General features: G+C 72.9%; 15 protein-coding genes. 4 read left to right on the top strand and 11 right to left on the bottom strand.

What is annotated here, in order from left to right; all coding sequences use genetic code 11:
* Positions 1 to 6: 6 nt before the first annotated feature.
* Positions 7 to 1,329 carry an aminotransferase class V-fold PLP-dependent enzyme gene (locus tag NBM05_RS12775; protein ID WP_254168138.1) on the top strand — a complete coding sequence of 441 codons (1,323 nt, stop codon included), beginning with the start codon at positions 7 to 9 and terminating at the stop codon, positions 1,327 to 1,329.
* A gap of 30 nt (positions 1,330 to 1,359) precedes the next feature.
* On the top strand, positions 1,360 to 1,821 hold the full coding sequence (sufU, locus tag NBM05_RS12770) for a Fe-S cluster assembly sulfur transfer protein SufU (RefSeq protein ID WP_254168129.1): 462 nt from the start codon (positions 1,360 to 1,362) through the stop codon (positions 1,819 to 1,821).
* A gap of 49 nt (positions 1,822 to 1,870) precedes the next feature.
* Here the strand turns inward: sufU and nhaA are convergent, their stop codons facing one another.
* Together nhaA and NBM05_RS12760 are read right to left on the bottom strand one after the other, a co-directional pair.
* Complete coding sequence (gene nhaA, locus NBM05_RS12765; RefSeq protein WP_254168127.1) at positions 1,871 to 3,220, bottom strand: Na+/H+ antiporter NhaA; 1,350 nt, start codon at positions 3,218 to 3,220, stop codon at positions 1,871 to 1,873.
* 187 nt (positions 3,221 to 3,407) lie between these two features.
* Entirely contained in the window at positions 3,408 to 3,899 is a 492-nt protein-coding gene (locus NBM05_RS12760) for a DUF2505 domain-containing protein (protein ID WP_254168125.1), read from the bottom strand.
* 295 nt (positions 3,900 to 4,194) lie between these two features.
* On the opposite strand from NBM05_RS12760, the gene mfd reads away from it, so the two are divergent.
* Positions 4,195 to 7,830 (top strand): transcription-repair coupling factor, encoded by a 3,636-nt coding sequence (gene mfd / locus NBM05_RS12755; protein WP_254168123.1) that lies wholly within the window; start codon positions 4,195 to 4,197, stop codon positions 7,828 to 7,830.
* A gap of 154 nt (positions 7,831 to 7,984) precedes the next feature.
* On the opposite strand, the gene NBM05_RS12750 is transcribed toward mfd, so the two are convergent.
* From NBM05_RS12750 to NBM05_RS12735, 4 genes are all read right to left on the bottom strand, one after another.
* The gene (locus tag NBM05_RS12750) at positions 7,985 to 8,284 is read right to left on the bottom strand and encodes a hypothetical protein (protein ID WP_254168121.1); all 300 of its coding nucleotides are present in this window, start codon (positions 8,282 to 8,284) and stop codon (positions 7,985 to 7,987) included.
* A gap of 222 nt (positions 8,285 to 8,506) precedes the next feature.
* Complete coding sequence (gene deoC, locus NBM05_RS12745) at positions 8,507 to 9,160, bottom strand: deoxyribose-phosphate aldolase (RefSeq protein ID WP_254168119.1); 654 nt, start codon at positions 9,158 to 9,160, stop codon at positions 8,507 to 8,509.
* Positions 9,161 to 9,214: 54 nt separating this feature from the next.
* Positions 9,215 to 10,921 (bottom strand): phospho-sugar mutase, encoded by a 1,707-nt coding sequence (locus NBM05_RS12740; protein WP_254168152.1) that lies wholly within the window; start codon positions 10,919 to 10,921, stop codon positions 9,215 to 9,217.
* A gap of 161 nt (positions 10,922 to 11,082) precedes the next feature.
* On the bottom strand, positions 11,083 to 11,913 hold the full coding sequence (locus NBM05_RS12735; RefSeq protein ID WP_254168150.1) for a purine-nucleoside phosphorylase: 831 nt from the start codon (positions 11,911 to 11,913) through the stop codon (positions 11,083 to 11,085).
* Between the two features lie 107 nt (positions 11,914 to 12,020).
* Between NBM05_RS12735 and NBM05_RS12730 the strand changes: the two genes are divergently transcribed.
* The gene (locus NBM05_RS12730) at positions 12,021 to 13,436 is read left to right on the top strand and encodes an NAD(P)H-quinone dehydrogenase (protein ID WP_254168117.1); all 1,416 of its coding nucleotides are present in this window, start codon (positions 12,021 to 12,023) and stop codon (positions 13,434 to 13,436) included.
* A 186-nt stretch (positions 13,437 to 13,622) separates the two neighbouring features.
* Here the strand turns inward: NBM05_RS12730 and NBM05_RS12725 are convergent, their stop codons facing one another.
* The 5 genes from NBM05_RS12725 to NBM05_RS12705 all read right to left on the bottom strand — a co-directional run.
* A complete protein-coding gene (locus NBM05_RS12725; protein WP_254168108.1) occupies positions 13,623 to 15,026 on the bottom strand; it encodes an MFS transporter in 1,404 nt (467 codons plus the stop codon).
* 284 nt (positions 15,027 to 15,310) lie between these two features.
* Complete coding sequence (locus NBM05_RS12720) at positions 15,311 to 17,128, bottom strand: acetyl/propionyl/methylcrotonyl-CoA carboxylase subunit alpha (protein ID WP_254168106.1); 1,818 nt, start codon at positions 17,126 to 17,128, stop codon at positions 15,311 to 15,313.
* Between the two features lie 56 nt (positions 17,129 to 17,184).
* Entirely contained in the window at positions 17,185 to 17,970 is a 786-nt protein-coding gene (locus NBM05_RS12715) for a Maf family protein (protein ID WP_254168104.1), read from the bottom strand.
* A gap of 191 nt (positions 17,971 to 18,161) precedes the next feature.
* Positions 18,162 to 19,700: a dicarboxylate/amino acid:cation symporter gene (locus tag NBM05_RS12710; RefSeq protein ID WP_254168102.1), complete on the bottom strand. Its 1,539-nt coding sequence runs from the start codon at positions 19,698 to 19,700 to the stop codon at positions 18,162 to 18,164.
* Between the two features lie 95 nt (positions 19,701 to 19,795).
* The coding region (locus tag NBM05_RS12705) for a Gfo/Idh/MocA family protein (RefSeq protein WP_254168100.1) at positions 19,796 to 20,756 on the bottom strand (961 nt) is incomplete at its 5' end.

The raw sequence follows: 20,756 nt of genomic DNA, 5'->3' as shown, positions 1-20,756 counted from the left end.
GGGAGCATGACCCATCATCTCGAGGAATCGACCGCGCGCGCCGGCGGGCCCCTGGACGACGCCAGGGTCCGCGAGATCATCCGCGACTTCCCGGTGCTCGGCCAGGAGGTCGAGGGGCACCCCATCACCTACCTGGACACGGGCGCCACGAGCCAGAACCCCGTGCAGGTCCTCGACGCCGAGCGGGACTACTACCTCCACCGCAACTCGGCCGTGCACCGCGGGGCGCACACGCTGGCCGTGCACGCGACCGACGCCTTCGAGGCCGCCCGCCGCGCCGTCGCCGGGTTCGTCGGCGCGGGGGAGGACGAGCTGGTGTGGACCTCCAACGCCACCGAGGCCCTGAACCTCCTGGCCTACTCCTTCTCCAACGCCTCGACCGACCGCTGGCGGGAGAGCGCCGGCCGCTTCGCGCTGGGCCCCGGGGACGAGATCGTCACCACCGAGCTCGAGCACCACGCCAACCTCATCCCCTGGCAGGAGCTCGCCGCGCGCACCGGGGCGAGCCTGCGGCACGTGCCCGTGACCGCCGAGGGCGAGCTGGACTACGCGGCCGCGGCCGACGTCGTCGGGCCCCGCACGCGCGTGCTGGCCTTCACCCACGTCTCCAACGTCACGGGGGCGATCACCGACGTCGCCCGGATGGTCGAGCTGGCCCGCGGGGTCGGTGCCCTCACGGTGCTCGACGCGTGCCAGTCGGTCCCGCACTTCCCAGTGGACCTCCCGGCCCTCGGGGTGGACTTCGCGGCGTTCTCGGGCCACAAGATGCTCGGCCCCACCGGCATCGGCGCCCTCTACGGCCGGCGCGAGCTGCTGGCGGAGCTGCCGCCGTTCCTGACCGGCGGGTCCATGATCACGCGCGTGACCATGGAAGAGGCAGAGTACCTCGCCCCGCCCACCCGCTTCGAGGCCGGCACCCAGCGGGTCTCGCAGGCCGTGGGGCTGGCCGCCGCGGTGGACTACCTCTCCCGGATCGGGATGGAGAACGTCCACGCGTGGGAGGCCGAGCTCGGCCAGCGGCTGGCCGAGGGGATCCAGCGGATCGACGGCGTGCGCCTGCTCGGCCCCGCCGCCGGCCGCGAGCGCGCGGGTCTGGTGTCGGTGCACGTGGACGGCGTCCACCCGCACGACGTCGGCCAGATCCTGGACACCCAGGGCATCGCCGTGCGCGTGGGCCACCACTGCGCCCAGCCGCTGCACCGCGCGCTGGGCGTCACCGCGTCCACGCGGGCCAGCGCCTACATCTACAACACCACCGACGACGTCGACCGCTTCCTCGAGGCCCTCGCGGGCGTGCGCGGATTCTTCGGCGTCGACCGGACCCGCTGACCGGCGGCCGGGGAAGGGACACGTCCTGACATGAGCGACCTCGCTCAGCTCTACCAGCAGATCATCCTCGACCACTCCCGCCAGCGCACGGGGGAGGGCCTCGCCGAGGCCGCGGGGCGCCCCAGCGCCGAGAGCCACCAGTACAACCCGACCTGCGGCGACGAGATCACCCTGCGGGTGACCCTCGACCCCTCGGGGGAGCGGGTCGACGCCGTGACCTGGGAGGGCGACGGCTGCTCGATCTCGATGGCGGCCGCCTCGGTTCTTGCCGAGATGGCGCCGGGCCTGAACCGCGGGGAGCTCCAGGAGCTGGTGGACGACTTCCGCGAGATGCTGCACTCCCGGGGGAAGGTGGAGCCCGACGCGGAGGTCCTCGGCGACGCCGCGGCCTTCGCCGGGGTGGCCAAGTTCGTCGCGCGGATCAAGTGCGCGATGCTGGCGTGGGTCGCCGCCGAGGAGGCGGCCCGGAAGGCCGTGCCCGCGGAGGCCTAGGCCTCCGTCCCGGCGCCGCCGGTCCCCGGGCGACCCTCGTCCTCCCGCGTCAGGCGCCGCGGGCCTCCGTCCCGGTGCTGCCGTCCTCGTCCCGAGTCCCGACGTCGCTCGCCTCGTCCCCGGCGTCGTCGGACCGCGCCGCCGCCCGCTCGCGCTTGTAGTGGGCGTTGCGGACGCTCAGCAGGATGCCGCCGAGCACCGCGGAGATGAGGGAGCCGCTGAGGACGCCGACCTTCGCGTGGTCGTCGAACTCGGTCCCGAGCCCGAAGCTGAGCTCGGCCACCAGCAGCGCGACCGTGAAGCCGATGCCGCCCATCATGGCCAGCCCGAGCACGTCCACCCACTTCATCTCCCGGTCGATCTCCGCGGGGCTGAGCTTGGTCAGCAGCCACGTGGAGCTGAAGATGCCGATGGTCTTGCCGAGCACGAGCCCGCAGACCACGCCGATGGCCACCGGGTCGGTGAAGGCCGAGACGACGCCGTCCCATCCGCCGATCGCCACGCCCGCGGCGAAGAACGCGAACAGCGGGACCGCCAGCCCGTTGGACAGCGGCGAGAAGCGGTGGGCCAGGCGCGGGGCGAGGCCGGCGTGCGACTCGCCGGGCTGCGGCGTCGTGCGGCGCAGCACGGGGGCCATGAAGCCCAGGAGCACGCCGGCGATCGTCGCGTGGACCCCGGCCGAGTACACCAGGAGCCAGGCGAGCACGCCGAGCGGGAGCAGGATGACCCAGGCGGCCCACGGGCTCGCGGAGAAGAAGCGGGGGTACCGGTGGGTCAGGACCCAGAACGCGGCGGCGGGGACCACCGTCAGGCCCAGGTAGAGGAAGTTCACGCCCTCCGAGTACACGACGGCGATGATGACGATCGCGATGAGGTCGTCGACGACGGCGAGGGTCAGCAGGAAGGTCCGCATGGACCCGGGCAGCGCCGAGCCGACCACCGCGAGCACCGAGACCGCGAAAGCGATGTCGGTGGCGGTGGGGATGGCCCAGCCGCGCAGCGTCTCCCCGGAGCCTGCGGCCAGGTTGATGCACGTGTAGACGACCGCGGGCACGGCCACGCCGCCGAAGGCCGCCACGATGGGCACGATGGCCTTGCGGGGGTTGCGCAGCTCGCCGTCCACGAACTCGGACTTCAGCTCGAGCCCGACCATGAAGAAGAAGACCGCGAGGAGGCCCTCGGAGGCCCACTCGCCGACGGTGTGGAAGGTGGCGTCCCAGCCGGGGATGCCGATATGCGCGTCGCGCGCGCCGAAGTACAGGTCGGAGAGCGGGGTGTTGGCGCAGACCAGGGCCGCGAGCATCGCGACGATCAGCAGGATGCCGCCGGTGTTGCCCGCCCGGAGCTTGTCCGCGACGGGATGCCGGTGATAGCCCTCTTCCTCCAGGGTGATGGACATGGTTCCTCTCGATCCGTGATCGGTGGTGCGGTGATGGTGGATGGTGCGGTGACGGCGATGGTGCCGGTGCCCGTGCCGGTGATGGCGGCAGCGACGGCGACGGTGGACCAGCGCAGAGGGCGCCGCACGCGTGCTCCCCGGGCGGGGGCTCGTGCGGCGCCCTCACGGCGTCGTGACCCGGTGGGGCCTAGTGCTCCTTGAGCCAGGCCTCCGCGGTGCTGCTCTGCAGGCCGATCGCCCGGCCGATGTACGGCTCGGCGGCCGCGGCGATCTTCTTGCCCACGAGCGGGATGTTGGCGACGACCTCGCCGCTGACGTCCACGGTGGTCTTCTGCCCGGCGGCCTGCAGGCGCTGGGAAGCCTTGGCGGAGATCGGCACGCCGGCGACGTCGATGTCGGTCTCCACCGCGCGCGAGCCGTCGGCCTCGGGCGCGCCGTAGGAGTCCTTCTGGGTCAGCGTCATGCCGTTGCCGAGGAACTTCTTGGCGATGCCGGGAATCTTGTCCGCACCGACCGCGCGGACGGTGGTCACGGTGAAGGCGCCGTCGGTGGCGCCGTCCACCTGGAGGCTCTTGAACTCGACGCCGGCGCGCTCGCTCACGCGGCGGGCGAAGTCCTCGGAGGTGAACGCCTCGAGGACGCGGTCGACGGGGGCGTCGATGGATGATGATTCGTTCATGGCCATGGGGTCCTCGATTCTCGTGGCGGCGTCTGGTCCGCCCATCAGTCTAGCGGCTCGGCCTCCGCCGCTGGCCAGCGGGCCCCGGGTTCACCGCCCGCGGACGACGCCGTGCGCCCGCCCGCGCGGGCGGCGTAGTCTAGACACTGCCGGTCTCCCGGACCGGCCGCGCCCTCCGGGCGGCACGCCGGCCGCACGCTCCGGGCGGTGCTCCGGCCCGCCCTCCGTCCGCGCCGCCCCGCGCGCCGGACGGCGCCTCGCCCTCCGCCCTCGTCATCGAAGAAGGAACCGCCCCATGAGCCTCACGGGACTGCGCGCCGCGCTCTCCACCGAGCCCACGTTCGCCAACGTGTACGCGCAGGCGTCGCGCCCCGCCGCCGAGCGGTCCGCCGAGACCGTGATCGGCGCCGCCGAGGGGCTGCGGGCCCCGCTGGTCGCCCAGGTCTCGGACGGGCTCGCGGCCGCTGCCGGCAGCGGCGAGGCCGGGGCCGAGGGCGGGCACGCCCCGGTGGTGCTGGCCGTCACCGCGACGGACCGCGAGGCCGAGGACCTCGAGACCGTGCTGGGCTCCTACCTGGACCCGGGGGCGGTCGTCCGCTTCCCGGCCTGGGAGACGCTGCCCCACGAGCGGCTCTCCCCGCGCTCCGACACCGTCGGGCGGCGCCTGGCCGTGCTGCGCCGGCTCGCCGAGCCCGCGGACGGCACCCGGATCGTCGTCGCGCCCATCCGGTCGGTGCTGCAGCCCATCGCCGCGAGCCTGGAGTCCATGCGGCCCGTGAGCCTATCCGTGGGGGAGGAGCGGGACTTCGAGGGCGTCGTCGAGGACCTCTCCGCCGCCGCGTACTCCCGGGTGGACCTGGTGACCAAGCGCGGCGAGTTCGCCGTGCGCGGCGGGATCCTGGACGTGTTCTCGCCGGTCGAGGACCACCCGGTGCGCATCGAGTTCTTCGGCGACGAGGTCGAGCGGATGCGCTGGTTCGCCGTCGCCGACCAGCGGACCCTGTCCGGGGAGGGGGTCGAGGAGCCCGCCGGGCTCGTGGCCCCGCCCTGCCGCGAGGTCCTCATCACCGACGCCGTGCGCGAGCGCGCCCTGGGGCTGAAGGACCGCCTGCCCGGCGCGGAGTCGATGCTGGAGCGGATCGCGGACGGGATCTACGTCGAGGGCATGGAGTCCCTCGCCCCGCTCCTGGTGGACGAGATGACGACGCTGACCGCCTCGCTCCCGGCGGACTCGCTCGCCCTGGTCTGCGAGCCGGAGAAGGTGCGCTCGCGCGCCGCGGACCTCGTGGCCACCAACGAGGAGTTCCTCGTCGCGGCCTGGGAGCAGGCCTCGGACGGGCAGGCCGCGCCCATCGACCTCGCCGAGACCGGCCTGGCCGAGGGAGGGTTCCGCTCGGTGGCCGACGCGCGGGCGGAGGCGCTCGAGGCCGGGCTCGGCTGGTGGTCCATCACCGCGCTGGGCGTGGACGAGGCGATCGAACAGGACGCCGACACGCTGACCATCGCCGTGCGCGCGCCCCTGGTGTTCGCGGGCGACGTCGAGGCCCTCCTGGAGGTCGTGGCCGACCACGTCCGCGAGAACTGGCAGGTCGTGGCGGTCACCGAGGGGCCGGGGCCGCTCAAGCGGCTCGCCGAGCTCTTCCAGGAGGCGGGGCTGCCGGCCGCGCGCCGCGAGGACCTGCTCGAGGCGCCGCAGCCCGGGATCATCGAGCTGACGACGGCCGCGCACGGCACCGGATTCGTGCTCGAGGACGCCAAGATCGCGCTGCTGACCGAGGCGGACATCCTCGGCAAGGCCAGCCCCTACACCACGCGCGAGATGCGCAAGCTCCCGGCCCGGCGCCGCCGCAACGCCGTGGACCCGCTGGCCCTGAAGGCCGGGGACCACGTGGTGCACGAGCAGCACGGCATCGGGCAGTTCGTCGAGCTGATCCAGCGGCCCATCGCGGGCGCCTTCGTGAAGCCGGGCCAGCCCAAGCCGGTCAAGGAGTACCTCGTCCTGGAGTACGCGCCGTCCAAGCGCGGCGCCCCCCGGGACCGGCTCTTCGTCCCCACCGACCAGCTGGACCAGGTCAGCAACTACGTCGGCGGCGACGCCCCGACCCTGTCCAAGATGGGCGGCTCCGACTGGTCCAAGACCAAGTCCAAGGCGCGCCGGGCCGTCAAGGAGATCGCGGCGGACCTCATCCGCCTCTACTCCGCGCGGATGGCCTCCAAGGGCCACGCCTTCGGACCGGACACCCCGTGGCAGCGTGAGCTCGAGGAGGCCTTCCCCTACGTCGAGACCCCTGACCAGCTGACCACGATCAACGAGGTCAAGGCCGACATGGAGCGCGAGGTCCCGATGGACCGGCTGATCTCCGGCGACGTCGGGTACGGCAAGACGGAGGTCGCGGTGCGCGCGGCGTTCAAGGCGGTGCAGGACGGCAAGCAGGTGGCCCTGCTGGTCCCGACGACGCTGCTCGCCCAGCAGCACACCGAGACCTTCGCCGAGCGCTTCTCCGGCTTCCCCGTCCGGGTCGCCACGCTCTCGCGCTTCCAGACGGCCAAGGAGTCCCAGGAGACGGAGGCCGGGATCAAGGACGGCTCGGTCGACGTCGTGATCGGCACGCACCGGCTGCTGTCCACGAGCATCGAGTTCAAGGACCTCGGGCTGGTCATCATCGACGAGGAGCAGCGCTTCGGCGTCGAGCACAAGGAGAAGCTCAAGACGATGCGGACCAACGTGGACGTCCTGGCGATGTCCGCGACGCCGATCCCGCGCACCCTGGAGATGTCGCTGACCGGCATCCGCGAGACCTCCACGCTGGCGACGCCGCCCGAGGAGCGGCACCCGGTGCTCACCTACGTGGGCCCCAACACCGAGAAGCAGATCACCGCGGCGGTGCGGCGCGAGCTGATGCGCGAGGGCCAGGTGTTCTACGTCCACAACCGCGTCTCCTCGATCGACCGGGTCGCCGCGGACCTGCAGAAGATGGTCCCGGAGGCGCGGATCGCGGTGGCCCACGGGCAGATGACCGAGGCGCGGCTCGAGCAGATCATCGTGGACTTCTGGGAGAAGCGCTTCGACGTCCTGGTCTGCACGACCATCGTGGAGACCGGCCTGGACATCTCCAACGCCAACACGCTCATCGTGGACCGGGCCAACAACTACGGCCTGTCCCAGCTGCACCAGCTGCGCGGGCGCGTGGGGCGCGGGCGGGACCGGGCCTACGCCTACTTCGTCTACCCGCCGGAGAAGCCGCTGGGCGAGGTCGCGCTGGAGCGGCTCAAGGCGGTGGCCTCGCACAACGAGCTGGGCTCGGGCATGCAGCTGGCGATGAAGGACCTCGAGATCCGCGGCGCCGGCAACATGCTGGGCGGCGAGCAGTCGGGGCACATCCAGGGGGTCGGCTTCGACCTGTACCTGCGCCTGGTCGGCGAGGCCGTCGCGGACTTCCGCGGGGAGACCGAGGAGGCGGCGCCGGCGGAGATGAAGATCGAGCTGCCGGTGGACGCGCACCTGCCCCACGACTACGTGCCGGGGGAGCGGCTGCGCCTGGAGGCCTACCGCAACCTGGCCGGCGTCGTCTCCGAGGAGGGCATCCGCGAGGTGCAGGACGAGCTCGAGGACCGGTACGGCGCCCTGCCCGCCCCGGCGCAGAACCTGCTGAAGATCGCCCGGCTGCGCCTCAAGGCGCGGGCGGCCGGGCTGTCCGAGATCATGGTCATGGGGTCCAAGGTGCGGTTCTACCCGGTCGAGCTGCCGGAGTCCCGGGAGATGCGGCTGCAGCGGATGTACCCGGGCGCGCTGGCCAAGACGGTGCCCGGCACCGAGCGGCGGCAGATCCTGGTGCCCAAGCCGAAGTCGGCCCCGGTGGGCGGCAAGGACCTGGTGGACGACGAGATCCTGGCCTGGGTCGGGGAGTTCGTGGACGCGATCCTGGCGTAGGGGCGGGCCGGGCCCGTCCGGGTCGCGCCGGCGGCGGCGGGCGCCGGGGGCCGCGGGCGCCCCCGGGCGGCGGCCGTCCCGGGACACGCGAAGGGCCGGCATCCGTGCGGATGCCGGCCCTTCGCGCCGGTCCGGGGACCGGCGGGAGCGTGCCCTAGGAGTCCAGGGTCAGCTGCTTGCCGTGCTGGGAGTGGCTCGCGGTCTTGGAGCGGATGACCCACAGCGGGACCAGGAAGGACCCGATCGACAGGGCGAGGCCCAGGGCGAACATCCACGGCTCGAGCGCGAGGTCCCACATGCCCCAGGTGCCGAACAGGACGAACCCGCCGACGAGCGCGGCCATGCAGATGACGAACACGATGATGTTCTCGGCAGCGTGGCCCTGCCCGGAGTGATAGCGGTTCTTCAGCCCGGGCGTCGCCGCGCGGGACTCGGAGCGGGGGATGTCAGCCATGGCCGTCCTCATTCCTAGAGAGTGATGCTCGGCCCGCGCGGCGCACCGGCGTCGGGCCTGAAAAGACTTCTTCCAGTATAGGCGGTGCCGAGCGGGGTCGCGGACAGCGCCGCTCCCGCCCGCCCGGGCGAATGGCTCCCGCCCGCCCAGGCGAACGGCTCCCGCCCGCCCGGGCGACCCACTCCCGCCGGCTCGCGGGGCGGTGCCCTCCGCGCCGCGGGCTCACTCGGCGATGATCTGGATCCCCTTCGAGGCGCCGATCCGCGTGGCCCCGGCCTCGACCATGGCCAGCGCGTCCTCGCGGGTGCGGATCCCGCCGGAGGCCTTGACGCCGACGTCGGGCCCCACGGTCTCGCGCATGAGCCGCACGTCCTCGACCGTGGCCCCGCCCGTGGAGAAGCCGGTGGAGGTCTTGACAAAGTCGGCCCCGGCGGCCACGGCCGCCCGGCACGCCAGGACCTTCTGGTCCCGGTCCAGCAGGCACGCCTCGATGATGACCTTGAGGATCCCGCCGCGCTCGTGCACCGCGGAGGCGACCGCCGCGATGTCGTGCTCGAGGGCCTCGCCGCGGTGCTCCAGCGCGTCGGCGACGTTGATGACCATGTCCACCTCGCGCGCGCCGGCCGCCACGACCGCAGCCGCCTCGAAGACCTTGACCTCGGTGGGCGTGGCCCCGAGCGGGAACCCGACGACGGCGCAGGCCACCGCCTCGCTGCCGGCCAGCCGCTCGGCGACGAGACCGGCCCACACCGGGTTGACGCAGACCGAGGCGAAGCCGTGCTCGCGGGCCTCCTCGCACAGCCGCTCGACGTCGGCCCGGCGGGCATCGGGGGCGAGGATGGTGTGGTCGATCAGGGGTGCCAGGGACTGGGGCATGACGGTCTCCAATGCGTGGGTCGGCGGTCAGGGGAAAGCGGTGAGGAGTCGTGGTCAGGAGTCGGCGCCGAGGGCGGCGGCGATGTCCGTGCGCAGGTGCCGCAGCCGGGTCGCGGCGGCGGCGCGGGCGCGGGCCAGGGCGTCGGGGCGGTCCCCGTCCTCGGGCACCTCCACGACGGCCTCGAGGTAGCACTTCAGCTTCGGCTCGGTGCCGGAGGGGCGGACGACGACGCGGCTGTCGTCGGCCGTCAGGTAGCGCATCCCGTCGGTGGGCGGCAGATCGGAGGTGCCCTCGGCGAGGTCCTCCACGGACACCACCGCGGAGCCGGCCAGGCTCGCGGGCGTCGTCTCGCGCAGCCGGCGCATCATCGCGCCGATCCGCGGCAGCTCCGCCACGCGCAGGGACAGCTGGTCGGTCGCGTACACCCCGTGCCGCAGCGCGATCTCGTCGAGGACGTCCTGCAGGGTCCGGTCCTCCTCCTTGAGCCGGTCGGCGTAGTCGGCGAGCAGCAGCGCCGCGGAGATGCCGTCCTTGTCCCGGACCAGGTCGGGGGCCACGCAGTAGCCCAGCGCCTCCTCGTAGCCGTAGGTCAGGCCGGGCACGCGGGCGATCCACTTGAAGCCGGTCAGGGTCTCCCGGTAGCCGACGCCGTGCTCCTCTGCCATCCGGCCCAGCAGGCGGGAGGAGACGATCGAGGCGGCGAAGACGGACCGGGCGGCGCTGTCCCGGCGCATCCGGGTCAGCGCGACCTGGCCCAGCAGCGCGCCCACCTCGTCACCGCGCAGCATGCGCCAGCCGCCCTCGGCCTCGGGGGAGGGGATCGCGAAGCCGGCGCGGTCGGCGTCGGGGTCGTTGGCGATCACCAGGTCGGCGCCGCAGCCGCGGGCCAGCTCCATGGCCAGGTCCAGCGCGCCCGGCTCCTCGGGGTTCGGGTACTCGACCGTGGGGAACTTGGGGTCGGGGATGGCCTGCTCGGGGACCACGCGCAGCTTGTCGAAGCCGCTGCGGGCGAGGACCATGCTCATGACCTCGCCGCCGACGCCGTGCAGCGGGGAGAGCACCACGGACAGCCTGCGGCTGGAGGGCGGGAAACCGGGGAGCAGGTCGCAGACCTCGTGCTCGTAGTCGTGGGCGATGCGCTCGGGGAGCACCGTCCAGCCGGACTCCGCGCGGGGGATGCTGCCGACGTCGGGGGCCTGGGCAATCTTCTCCGCGATCTCCCGGTCCGCGGGCGGCACGAGCTGGGCTCCGCGCCCGGCCTCGTCGGCGGCGTGCCCGCCCAGGTAGACCTTGTAGCCGTTGTCCCCGGCCGGGTTGTGGGAGGCCGTGACCATGACGCCGGCGTCGGCCTTGAGGAGGCGGGTCGCCCACGCCAGCAGCGGGGTGGGCAGGGGCAGGGGCATCAGGAAGGTGTCGACGCCGGCCGCGGTGAGGATCCCGGCGGTGTCCCGGGCGAACAGGTGGGACTTGGTGCGGGCGTCGAAGCCGACCACCGCGCGGGGGGTCCCCCAGTGCTCGGCGGCGGCGCGCTCGGACAGGTACGCCGCGATCCCGTGGGCGGCCTTGGCGACCACGACCCGGTTCATGCGCATCGGCCCGGCGCCCAGCTCCGCGCGCAGTCCCGCCGTCCCGAAGGTCAGGAAGCCGGAGAAGCGGTCCTGGAGGCTCAGCGCCGAGCCCTCGTGGCTCTCCGCGCGGCTGATGATGTCCAGCAGCTCGCGCTGGGTGTCGGGATCGGGGTCGGCCTCGACCCAGCGCATGGCCTCGTCGATGAGGGCGGAGAGTTCTGCCACGGGAGGCACCTCGTTTTCGTGTCCGGGGAAGGGGAGGGAAGAGCGGGGAATGAAGGGAGGGAGGGCGAAGGAGGGACGGAAGTGCCCGGTGCCGCGGCGGGGCGGCGCCGGGGACGACGCCGTCGCGGCTACCCGTCGAGGCGCTCGACGACCTGCGCGAGCAGCGCCGAGATGCGCGGGCCGGCGTTGCGCCCCTCCTCCAGCACCTCGGCGTGGTTCAGGGGCGTCTCGGAGATGCCGGCCGCCAGGTTGGTCACCAGGGAGATGCCGAAGACCTCCATGCCGGCCGCGCGGGCGGCGATGGCCTCCAGCGCGGTGGACATGCCCACCAGGTCCCCGCCGAGGGTGCGCACCATGGCGATCTCCGCGGGCGTCTCGTAGTGGGGGCCGGGCAGCTGGGCGTAGACGCCCTCCTCGAGGGAGGGGTCCACGGCGCGGGCGATCTCGCGGACGCGCGGCGAGTAGAGGTCGGTGAGGTCCACGAAGTGGGCGCCCCGCAGCGGCGAGGCCGCGGTCAGGTTGAGGTGGTCCGAGATGAGCACGGGCACCCCGGGGTGGAAGGAGGAGCGCAGCCCGCCGCACCCGTTGGTCAGGATCATGGTGCGGGCCCCAGCGGCCGCCGCGGTGCGGACCCCGTGCACGACGGCGTCGACCCCGCGCCCCTCGTAATAGTGCGTCCGCGAGCCGATCACCAGCGCGCGGCGGCCCGAGGGGGTGAGGATCGAGGAGACGGTCCCGGCGTGCCCGGCGACGCCCGAGACGTGGAAGCCGGGGATCTCCCCGGCGTCGATGACGTGGGTCGTCTCGCCGATCAGGTCGGCGGCCCCGCCCCAGCCGGAGCCGAGCGTCAGCGCGTAGTCGTGCTCGCGCACGCCCGTGGCCGCGGCGATGTGCTCGGCGGCCCGGCGCGCGAGCTGCGCGGGCCCCGACTCCGGATCGGCGGTGGTGATCTGTCCCATATTCTCGGTACTCACGTGTCCAAGGTATCAGCAGTCGCCCGTGCGGGGACCGAGCCCGCCCCCGGGACGCGTTGGCCAACGGGGAGCGGGTGCACCACAATGAGACCGTGAGTTCTCAAGATTCTTTCGCAGCGCACCGTCTCCTCGTCATCGGCGGCGGACCCGGCGGGTACGAGGCGGCCCTCGTGGCCGCCAGCCTCGGGGCCGACGTCACCCTGATCGAACGGCAGGGGGTGGGGGGCTCCGCGGTGATCACCGACGTCGTGCCCTCCAAGACGCTCATCGCGTCCGCCGACACCATGAACCGCTTCGTCGAGGCGGGGGACCTGGGCATCAAGACCGTCCGCGGCGACGACCTGGTGGAGCTCGAGGCCAGCCTCAAGACGGTCAACGAGCGGCTGCTGAAGCTGGCCAACCAGCAGTCCAAGGACATCCGCCGCTCGCTGGAGCGCGCCGGGGTCAAGGTCATCGACGGCACGGCCCGCCTGGTCGCGGCCGACACGGTGGAGGTCACCGACCGCGAGGGGCTGAGCTACGAGCTGCAGACCCGCGCGATCCTGGTCGCGGTGGGCGCCCACCCGCGCGAGCTGGACACGGCCCGCCCCGACGGCGAGCGGATCCTCAACTGGACCCAGCTGTACCACCTGCAGGAGGTCCCCGAGCACCTCATCGTGGTGGGCTCCGGGGTCACCGGCGCGGAGTTCGCCTCGGCCTACCGCGGGCTCGGCTCGCGGGTCACGCTGGTCTCCTCGCGCGACCGGGTGCTCCCGGGCGAGGACGAGGACGCCGCCCAGGTGCTCGAGGACGTCTTCGAGCGCCGCGGGCTGACCGTCATGCCGCGCTCGCGGGCCCAGTCGGTGGAGCGGTCCGACGACGGCGTCGTCGTGACCCTCAACGACGGCCGCAAGGTCTCGGGCTCGCACTGCCTCATGGCGGTGGGCTCGATCCCCAACACCGCGGACTTAGGCCTGGAGAACGCGGGCGTCGAGGTGACGGAGTCGGGGCACATCAAGGTCGACGGGGTCTCCCGGACCAGCGCCCCCGGCATCTACGCGGCGGGCGACTGCACGGGCGTGCTGCCGCTGGCCTCGGTCGCGGCGATGCAGGGGCGGATCGCGATCGCGCACCTGATCGGCGACGCCGTGAGCCCGCTCAAGACCCACCGGGTCGCGTCGAACATCTTCACCTCGCCCGAGATCGCGACCGTGGGGGTCGCGGAGGCGGACATCGCCTCGGGGAAGTACCAGGCGGACACCGTCATGCTCCCGCTGAGCACCAACCCGCGGGCCAAGATGATGGCCGTATCGGAGGGGTTCGTGAAGATCTTCGCGCGCAAGGGCTCGGGGACGGTGATCGGCGGCGTCGTCGTCGGCCCGCGGGCCTCGGAGCTGATCTTCCCGGTCTCGCTCGCGGTCAACAACAAGATGAACGTGGACGACTTTGCCAACACGTTCACCGTCTACCCCTCGCTGACGGGGTCCCTCTCGGAGGCGGCCCGGCGGCTGCACGTCATGCCCTCCTGACCGCGGCGGCCCCGCGAGGGGCCGTCCCCGTGGGGGAGCGGCCCGTCCATGCCGGAAGCAGGCCGGCGCGGCTCGCCCGGGGGAGCCGCGCGGACACGGCGCGGACGCGCAGAAGACCGCAGGGGCGGCACCGATCATCTCGGTGCCGCCCCTGCGGTCTTCTGGTGCGGCTGGGCCCCGTCCGGGTCAGCCCCGGCGGGCGACGTCGTCCAGGTTCAGGTCCCGCGTCTCGTGGGAGAGGAACAGCGCGACCATGGTGATCACGGCCGCGCCGGCGAGGTACCAGCCCACGGCCGCCACGCCGCCGCTGGCGTTGAGCCACACGGCCACGTACGGGGTGATGGCCGCGCCCAGGATCGAGGCGACGTTGTAGGAGATCCCGGAGCCGGTGTAGCGGACGTTGGTCGGGAACAGCTCGGGCAGGTAGGCGGACATCGAGCCGAAGGACAGGCCCATGATGGCCATGCCGACCGAGACGAACAGGATGATCCCGAACAGGTGCGCGTCCTCGCCGGTGCCGATCCGCTCGGGGGCCATGAAGACGCCGAAGCTCAGGCCGAAGGCGAGGATCAGCACGTTGGTGAACAGCTGCTGGCGACGCCGGCCGATCTTGTCCGCGAGCCACCCGGAGACCGGGACGAAGGCGGCGAAGAAGACGATCGCGACCAGCTGGATCTCGAGGAACGTGTGGTACGAGATGCCGAGCCCGCCGGACTCCACGGCCCCGATGCCGAAGGACAGGATCCACGCGGTCATGAGGTAGAACAGCACGTAGCAGGAGAGCATGATGAAGGTGCCCAGGATCATCGGGCGCCAGGCCTTGCGGAACGCCTCGGCGACCGGCGCCTTGACCTTCTCGCCGCGGGCGACCGACTGCTGGAAGACCGGCGTCTCCTCGAGCTTGACCCGCACGTAGAGCCCCACGAGGACCATGATGGCCGAGGCCAGGAACGGCACGCGCCAGCCCCAGACCATGAACGAGTGGTCGAGTGAGCCGGCGTCGGTCGCCGAGTTGAAGCCCATCCAGCTGGTGAGCAGCAGGACGAAGCCGTTGGCCAGGATGAAGCCGAACGGAGCGCCGAGCTGGGGCCACATCGCGGCGCGGGCCCGCTTGCCGGGCTCGGCGTACTCCGAGGCCAGCAGGGCCGCGCCCGACCACTCGCCGCCCAGCCCCATGCCCTGGGCGAAGCGCAGGATCGTGAGGATGGCCGGGGCCCAGAGCGCGATCTGGTGGTAGGTCGGCAGCAGGCCGATGAGGAAGGTCGCGATGCCCATGGTCAGCAGCGCGCCGACCAGGGTCGCCTTGCGGCCGATCCGGTCCCCGAAGTGACCGAAGACGATCGAGCCGAGCGGGCGGCCGAAGAACGCGGCCGCGAAGGTCGCCATCGAGGCGAGCAGGCGGGTCGTGTCGTCGTTGCCCGTGAAGAACAGGGCGGGGAAGACGGCGACGGCGGCCGTCGCGTAGACGTAGAAGTCGTAGAACTCGATGGTCGTCCCCACGACCGAGGCCGTGATGATCCGATGCTTGGGGACCCGATCGCGGGGCGAGGGGGCGCCCTGGCTCCCCTCGGCTGCCTGTGTGGCGGTCACCTGTGCTCCTTAGCGCTGTACCGAAAAAAGACCCGCTGCGGGCAGCGGGTCCGTGGACACGTACTCCAGGGTAGGCCCGGTCGCCACATGGTGGACAAATCGTCTCACGATGTGGATCGCGGTGGCGCACTTCTGACGGGGCGGGAGGGCGGTGGTCCGGTAGGGCACCGACGCGGCGGTCCGGTCGGAACGACCCCCCGGACCCGCCACTGGCACCGCCCCCGAACGCGCCACGGGCGGCGCGGCACCGAATCGGCCGCACCGCCCGTGGCATCGGGGAGGGGCTACTTGATCGTGGCGACCACGGCCCCCGCCGAGACGGTGTCCCCGGGCTTGGACTTCAGCCCGGTCACCTTGCCCGACTTGTGGGCGGTGAGCGGCTGCTCCATCTTCATGGCCTCGAGGACCACGATGAGGTCGCCCTCTTGGACCTTGGCGCCGTCCTTGACCGCGATCTTCACGATCGTGCCCTGCATGGGCGAGGTCAGGTCGTCGCCGCCGGCCTTGGCGGCCGCGGCCGAGCGGTTCTTGCGGGAGCTGCGGGCCTTGGCCGGCTTGGCCGGGCTCGCGGCGGCGTCGCCCATCGGGGGCAGCAGCACCTCCAGGCGCTTGCCGTTGACCTCGACCGTGACGCGCTGCCGCTCGTCGTCGGCCTCGTCCACGGAGGCCGGGATGCCGTCGAAGGGCTGGATCGAGTTGTCGAACTCCGTCTCGATCCAGCGCGTGTGGACGGAGAAGGGCTCCCCGTCCTCGGGGGCGAAGGCCGGGTCGGAGACGACGACCTCGTGGAAGGTCGCCGCCGTCGGCATGCCGGTGATGGTCAGCTCCGCCAGCGCGCGGCGGGAGCGCTCCAGGGCCTGCTCGCGCGAGCTGCCCGAGACGATCAGCTTGGCCAGCATCGAGTCGAAGTTGCCGCCGATGACGTCGCCCTGCACGATCCCCGAGTCCCATCGGACGCCGGGCCCCGAGGGCACGGACAGGGTCTCGACGGTTCCGGGGGAGGGCATGAAGTTGCGCCCCGGGTCCTCGCCGTTGATGCGGAACTCGAAGGAGTGGCCGCGCAGCTCGGGGTCGTCGTAGCCGAGCGCCTCGCCGCGCGCGACGCGGAACTGCTCGCGCACGAGGTCGATCCCGGAGACCTCCTCGGAGACCGGGTGCTCGACCTGCAGGCGCGTGTTGACCTCGAGGAAGCTGATGGTGCCGTCCTGGCCCACCAGGAACTCGCAGGTGCCGGCGCCCTGGTACTGCGCCGCGGCGAGGATGGCCTTGGAGGACTCGTAGAGCCGGCGCACCTGCTCCTCGGAGAGGAACGGCGCGGGCGCCTCCTCCACGAGCTTCTGGTTGCGGCGCTGCAGCGAGCAGTCGCGGGTGGAGACCACGACGACGCTGCCGTGCGCGTCCGCGAGGCACTGGGTCTCGACGTGGCGGGGGGCGTCGAGGAAGCGTTCGATGAAGCACTCGCCGCGGCCGAAGGCGGCGGTCGCCTCGCGCACGGCCGAGTCGTAGAGCTCGGGGATCTCCTCGCGGGTGCGCGCGACCTTGATGCCGCGCCCGCCGCCGCCGAAGGCCGCCTTGATCGCGACCGGGAGGCCGTGCTCGTCGACGAAGTCCAGGACCTCCTGGGCGTCGGAGACGGGGTCCTTGGTGCCCGGCACCAGGGGCGCGCCGACCTGCTCCGCGATGTGCCGGGCGGCGACCTTGTCGCCCAGCTCGGTGATGGCCTCGGGGGAGGGGCCGACCCAGGTCAGGCCCGCGTCTCCCACCGCGCGGGCGAACGCCGCGTTCTCGGAGAGGAACCCGTAGCCGGGGTGCACGGCGTCGGCGCCGGACCGCTTCGCGGCATCCAGGATCTTCTCGATGACCAGGTAGGACTCGGCTGCGGTCGAGCCGCCGAGGGCGAAGGCCTCGTCGGCGAGCTTGACGTGCAGGGCCTCGCGATCCGGCTCGGCGTAGACGGCGACGGTGGCCAGCCCCTCGTCGCGGGCCGCGCGGATCACTCGCACCGCGATCTCCCCGCGGTTGGCGATCAGCACCTTGGTCACGGGGCCGCTGCGGTAGCGCGTGGCGGCCTCGTTGCTCTGCTCTGGCTCGGTATGGGTCACTTCAGAAAACTCCTTATTATCCTCACGTGAGCTTAGTATCTCCGCCGGTCATTTGCCTAAGCACGGGTCCACAGATCGGTGACGGGCAGATCGATCCGGTCGAGCAGCTCGCGCAGGGCGTTGACGCTCAGTCCCAGCACCGTGTGGGACTCGCCGCGGATGCCCTCGATGAACGCCGCGCCGTAGCCCTCGATGGTGAAGGAGCCGGCGACCCACAGCGGCTCGCCGGTGGCCACGTAGGCCTCGATCTCCTCGGGGCGCATCCGTGCGAACGTGACGTCGGCGCTGCGGCAGACGCCGAGGCCGGGGGCCGGCGCGGGGGCCGGCCTCGCCTCCTGGTCCGTCCCCGTCTCCGAGGCCGTTCCCGTCTTCGAGGCCGTTCCCGGCCCCGGGCCCGTCCTCGTCATCGGGTCCGTTCCCGCCCCCGGGTCCCTCGCGTCCCGGCGGTCCACGAGCCAGTGGCCGGTGTGGAGGGTGCCGGTGCGCCCGCTCATCCCGGCGATGCGCTCCCGGGCCACCGCGGGCTCGAGGGGCTTGCCGTAGGCGGCGCCGTCGAGCTCGAAGACGGAGTCGCAGCCCAGGACCAGGCGGCCCCGCGCCTCGGGAAGGGCGGCGACGGCCTCGGCCTTGACCCGGGCGAGCTCCAGGGCGGTCGCCGCCGGGTCGAGGGGGCCGCCGGCGCGCTCCTCGGCCGCGGCGAGCGCCGCGTCCTCGTCGACGCCCGAGACCAGCTGGTCGAAGGCGATGCCCGAGGCCGTCAGGATCGAGACCCGCGAGGGGGACTGGGAGGCGAGGATCAGCAGGGGAGCGGGCGTCGGCCGCGCGTCGGGTGGGAGGCTCACACGCACAGTCTAGGGGAGGCGGGGCGGGCGGGCCGGGCCGCGGCGCCCGAGGGCCGCGACGCGTTCTGCCCGCAGCCCGCGACGCGTCCTGCCCGCAGCCCGCAGCCCGCAGCCCGGGACGCGAGAACGCCCGCGGGCGGGGACGTCGTCACGTCCCGCCCGCGGGCGTTCTCCTCGAGGGTGCGTCCGCGTCAGGCGCCGCGCGGACCCGGGGCCGCGCGGTCGGCCTCGCCGGCGGACCCGCCCGCCGCGCTGAGGGCGTCCGTGCGGGCGCGCCCCTCCCCGCCGCCGTCGGCCGTGGTCCGCTCGGCGTCGGTCGGCTGCGCCTCGGCGTACTCCGCCGCGGTCTGATCCGACTCGAACCAGTCGGAGGAGCGCTTCGCGTTGTACAGGCCCTGGTCCAGGATCCCCTCCTGCTTGGAGATGATCGCCGGGATCAGCGCCTGCCCCGAGACGTTCAGGGCGGTGCGGCCCATGTCGATGATCGGGTCGATCGCCAGCAGCAGCCCGACGCCGTCCAGCGGCAGCCCCAGCGTCGACAGCGTCAGGGTCAGCATCACGGTGGCGCCGGTGGTCCCGGCGGTGGCCGCCGAGCCGAGCACCGAGACCAGCACGATCAGCAGGTAGTGGGTGATCTGCAGGTCGACGCCGTAGAACTGCGCCACGAAGATCGCGGCCAGGGCGGGGTAGACCGCCGCGCAGCCGTCCATCTTGGTCGTGGCGCCGAAGGGCACGGCGAAGGAGGCGTAGGCCGGGGGAACGCCGAAGTTGCGCTCGGCGACCCGCTGGGTCACCGGCATCGTGCCCATCGAGGAGCGGGAGACGAAGCCGAGCTGGGCGGCCGGCCACACGCCGGTGAAGAACTGCTTGATGGACAGGCCGTTCAGCCGCGCCAGGATCGGGTAGACGACGAAGCCCACGATCGCCAGCCCCACGTAGAGGAGGATCACGAACTTCGCGAGCGAGCCCATGGTGGTCCAGCCGTAGGTGTAGATGGCGCTGCCGATCAGGCCCAGGGTGCCCAGCGGGGCGAGGCGGATGATCCACCACAGCACCTTCTGGATGACGGCCAGGGCGGAGCGGATGAAGCGCAGGAACGGCTCGGCCGCCTCGCCGATCTTGAGGGCCGCGATGCCGATCGCGCCGGAGACCACCAGGACCTGCAGCACGTTGAAGCTGACGCTGGAGGAGACGTCGCCGGACTCGGCGACCTTGGAGGAGACCGAGAGGCCCAGGAAGTTGGCGGGCACGATGCTGGTGATGAAGCCGAGCCACGAGCCCTGCGAGCCGTCGTAGGACTCGGGCGTCGAGAGCCCGGTGTTGGCGCCGGGCTGGAAGACGACGCCCAGGCCGATGCCGATGACCACGGCGATCAGCGCCGTGATCGCGAACCACAGCAGGGTCTTCCAGGCCAGGCGGGCCGCGTTGGTGACCTGGTTGAGGTTGGCGATCGAGGCGATCACCGCGGTGACGATGAGGGGCACCACGGCGGCCTTGAGCAGCGAGACGTAGCTCGTGCCGATGGTGTCCAGGGTGACCATGAGCCAGTTGGGGCTCTCCTCGGCGTCCCCGCCCATCGCGGCGGCGGCGAAGCCGAGGACGACGCCGGCGACGAGGCCGAGGATGATCTGGACGCCGAAGTTGGTCATCCACGAGGGGAGGCGATCGGAGAGCCGGGGCCGGTTCCGCCCGGGTGAGGGCGCGGGGGCGGTGCTCGAGTGAGAAGACATGAGGCCTAGCTTAGACCCTCAGCTCATAACACAACTATTCTTCAAGAAGAAATGTTACGCGCCGGAGGGGGAATAAATGTCGCTCATGAGGTACATCACGGCGCGGAGGGTGCGAGGGGTCCCTCGGAGCCCGGGCGCCCTCCCCGCGCGGGGCCGGTCCCCTGCGCGGGGTCGGCCTCGTCCCGGAAGCGGATCCCGGCGTCCTGGCGCAGCCGGGTGGCCAGGCGGTTGACCTCGCGGGAGAGCTCGGTGACGCGCCGGTACTCGGCCGCTCGGGCGGCGTCGAGCCCTCCGACCCGCCGGGCCGCGACGAGGTCCGCGAAGGCGCCGGCCTCGAAGGCCATCCACCCGGCGAGGTCCTCGCCGGCGTCGGCCGTCTCGGACAGGACGCGGCCCTCGGGGTCCTCGACGCGCGTGATGGCCTGGACGCCGTCGCAGCGCAGGGCGCCGTCGCCGAAGTGGACCGTCGCCTCGGAGCGCGGGCCGTGGTCCTTGCCCGCGAGGACGGTCGCGGTGCCCCAGGGGTAGGTCAGCACGGCCGTGCCGTGGGCGTCGACGCCGGTGGGGGCCGGGTGCGCGAGGTAGGCGGCGCCCGCGGGGACGCCGAACCAGGCCACCGCGGCGTAGAGGGCGTAGACGCCCAGGTCCACCAGCGCGCCGCCGCCGAAGGCCGGGGAGAAGATGTTGGGCTCCTCGCCTCGTAACACCCGGTTCCAGCGGGAGGACCGCTGGGCGTAGGCGAGCACCGCCGCCACCGGGCTCTGCCCGCGCGCGGCCCGCTCGGCCACGGCCGCCCCCGCGGCGGCGAATCCCGGCTCGTAGAGGTTTCGGGCGGCCTCCAGGACCAGGACGCCGCGCTCCCGGGCGGCGTCGTGCACCGCATCCCACTGGGCGGGGTCCAGGAAGGCGGGCTTCTCGACGATCACGTCGACGCCGTGGTCGATCGCCTGCAGGGCGTCGCGGGCGTGGAGGCTGTTGGGGGAGGCGAGGTAGACGACGTCGAGGCCCAGGGCGCACAGCTGCGCGACCGAGCCGACCACGCGCGGATCCCCGGCC

This window comes from Rothia santali (assembly GCF_024199905.1).
GTDB classification, from domain to species: Bacteria; Actinomycetota; Actinomycetes; order Actinomycetales; family Micrococcaceae; genus Rothia; species Rothia santali.
This window is presented reverse-complemented; position numbering and strand designations above follow the sequence as displayed.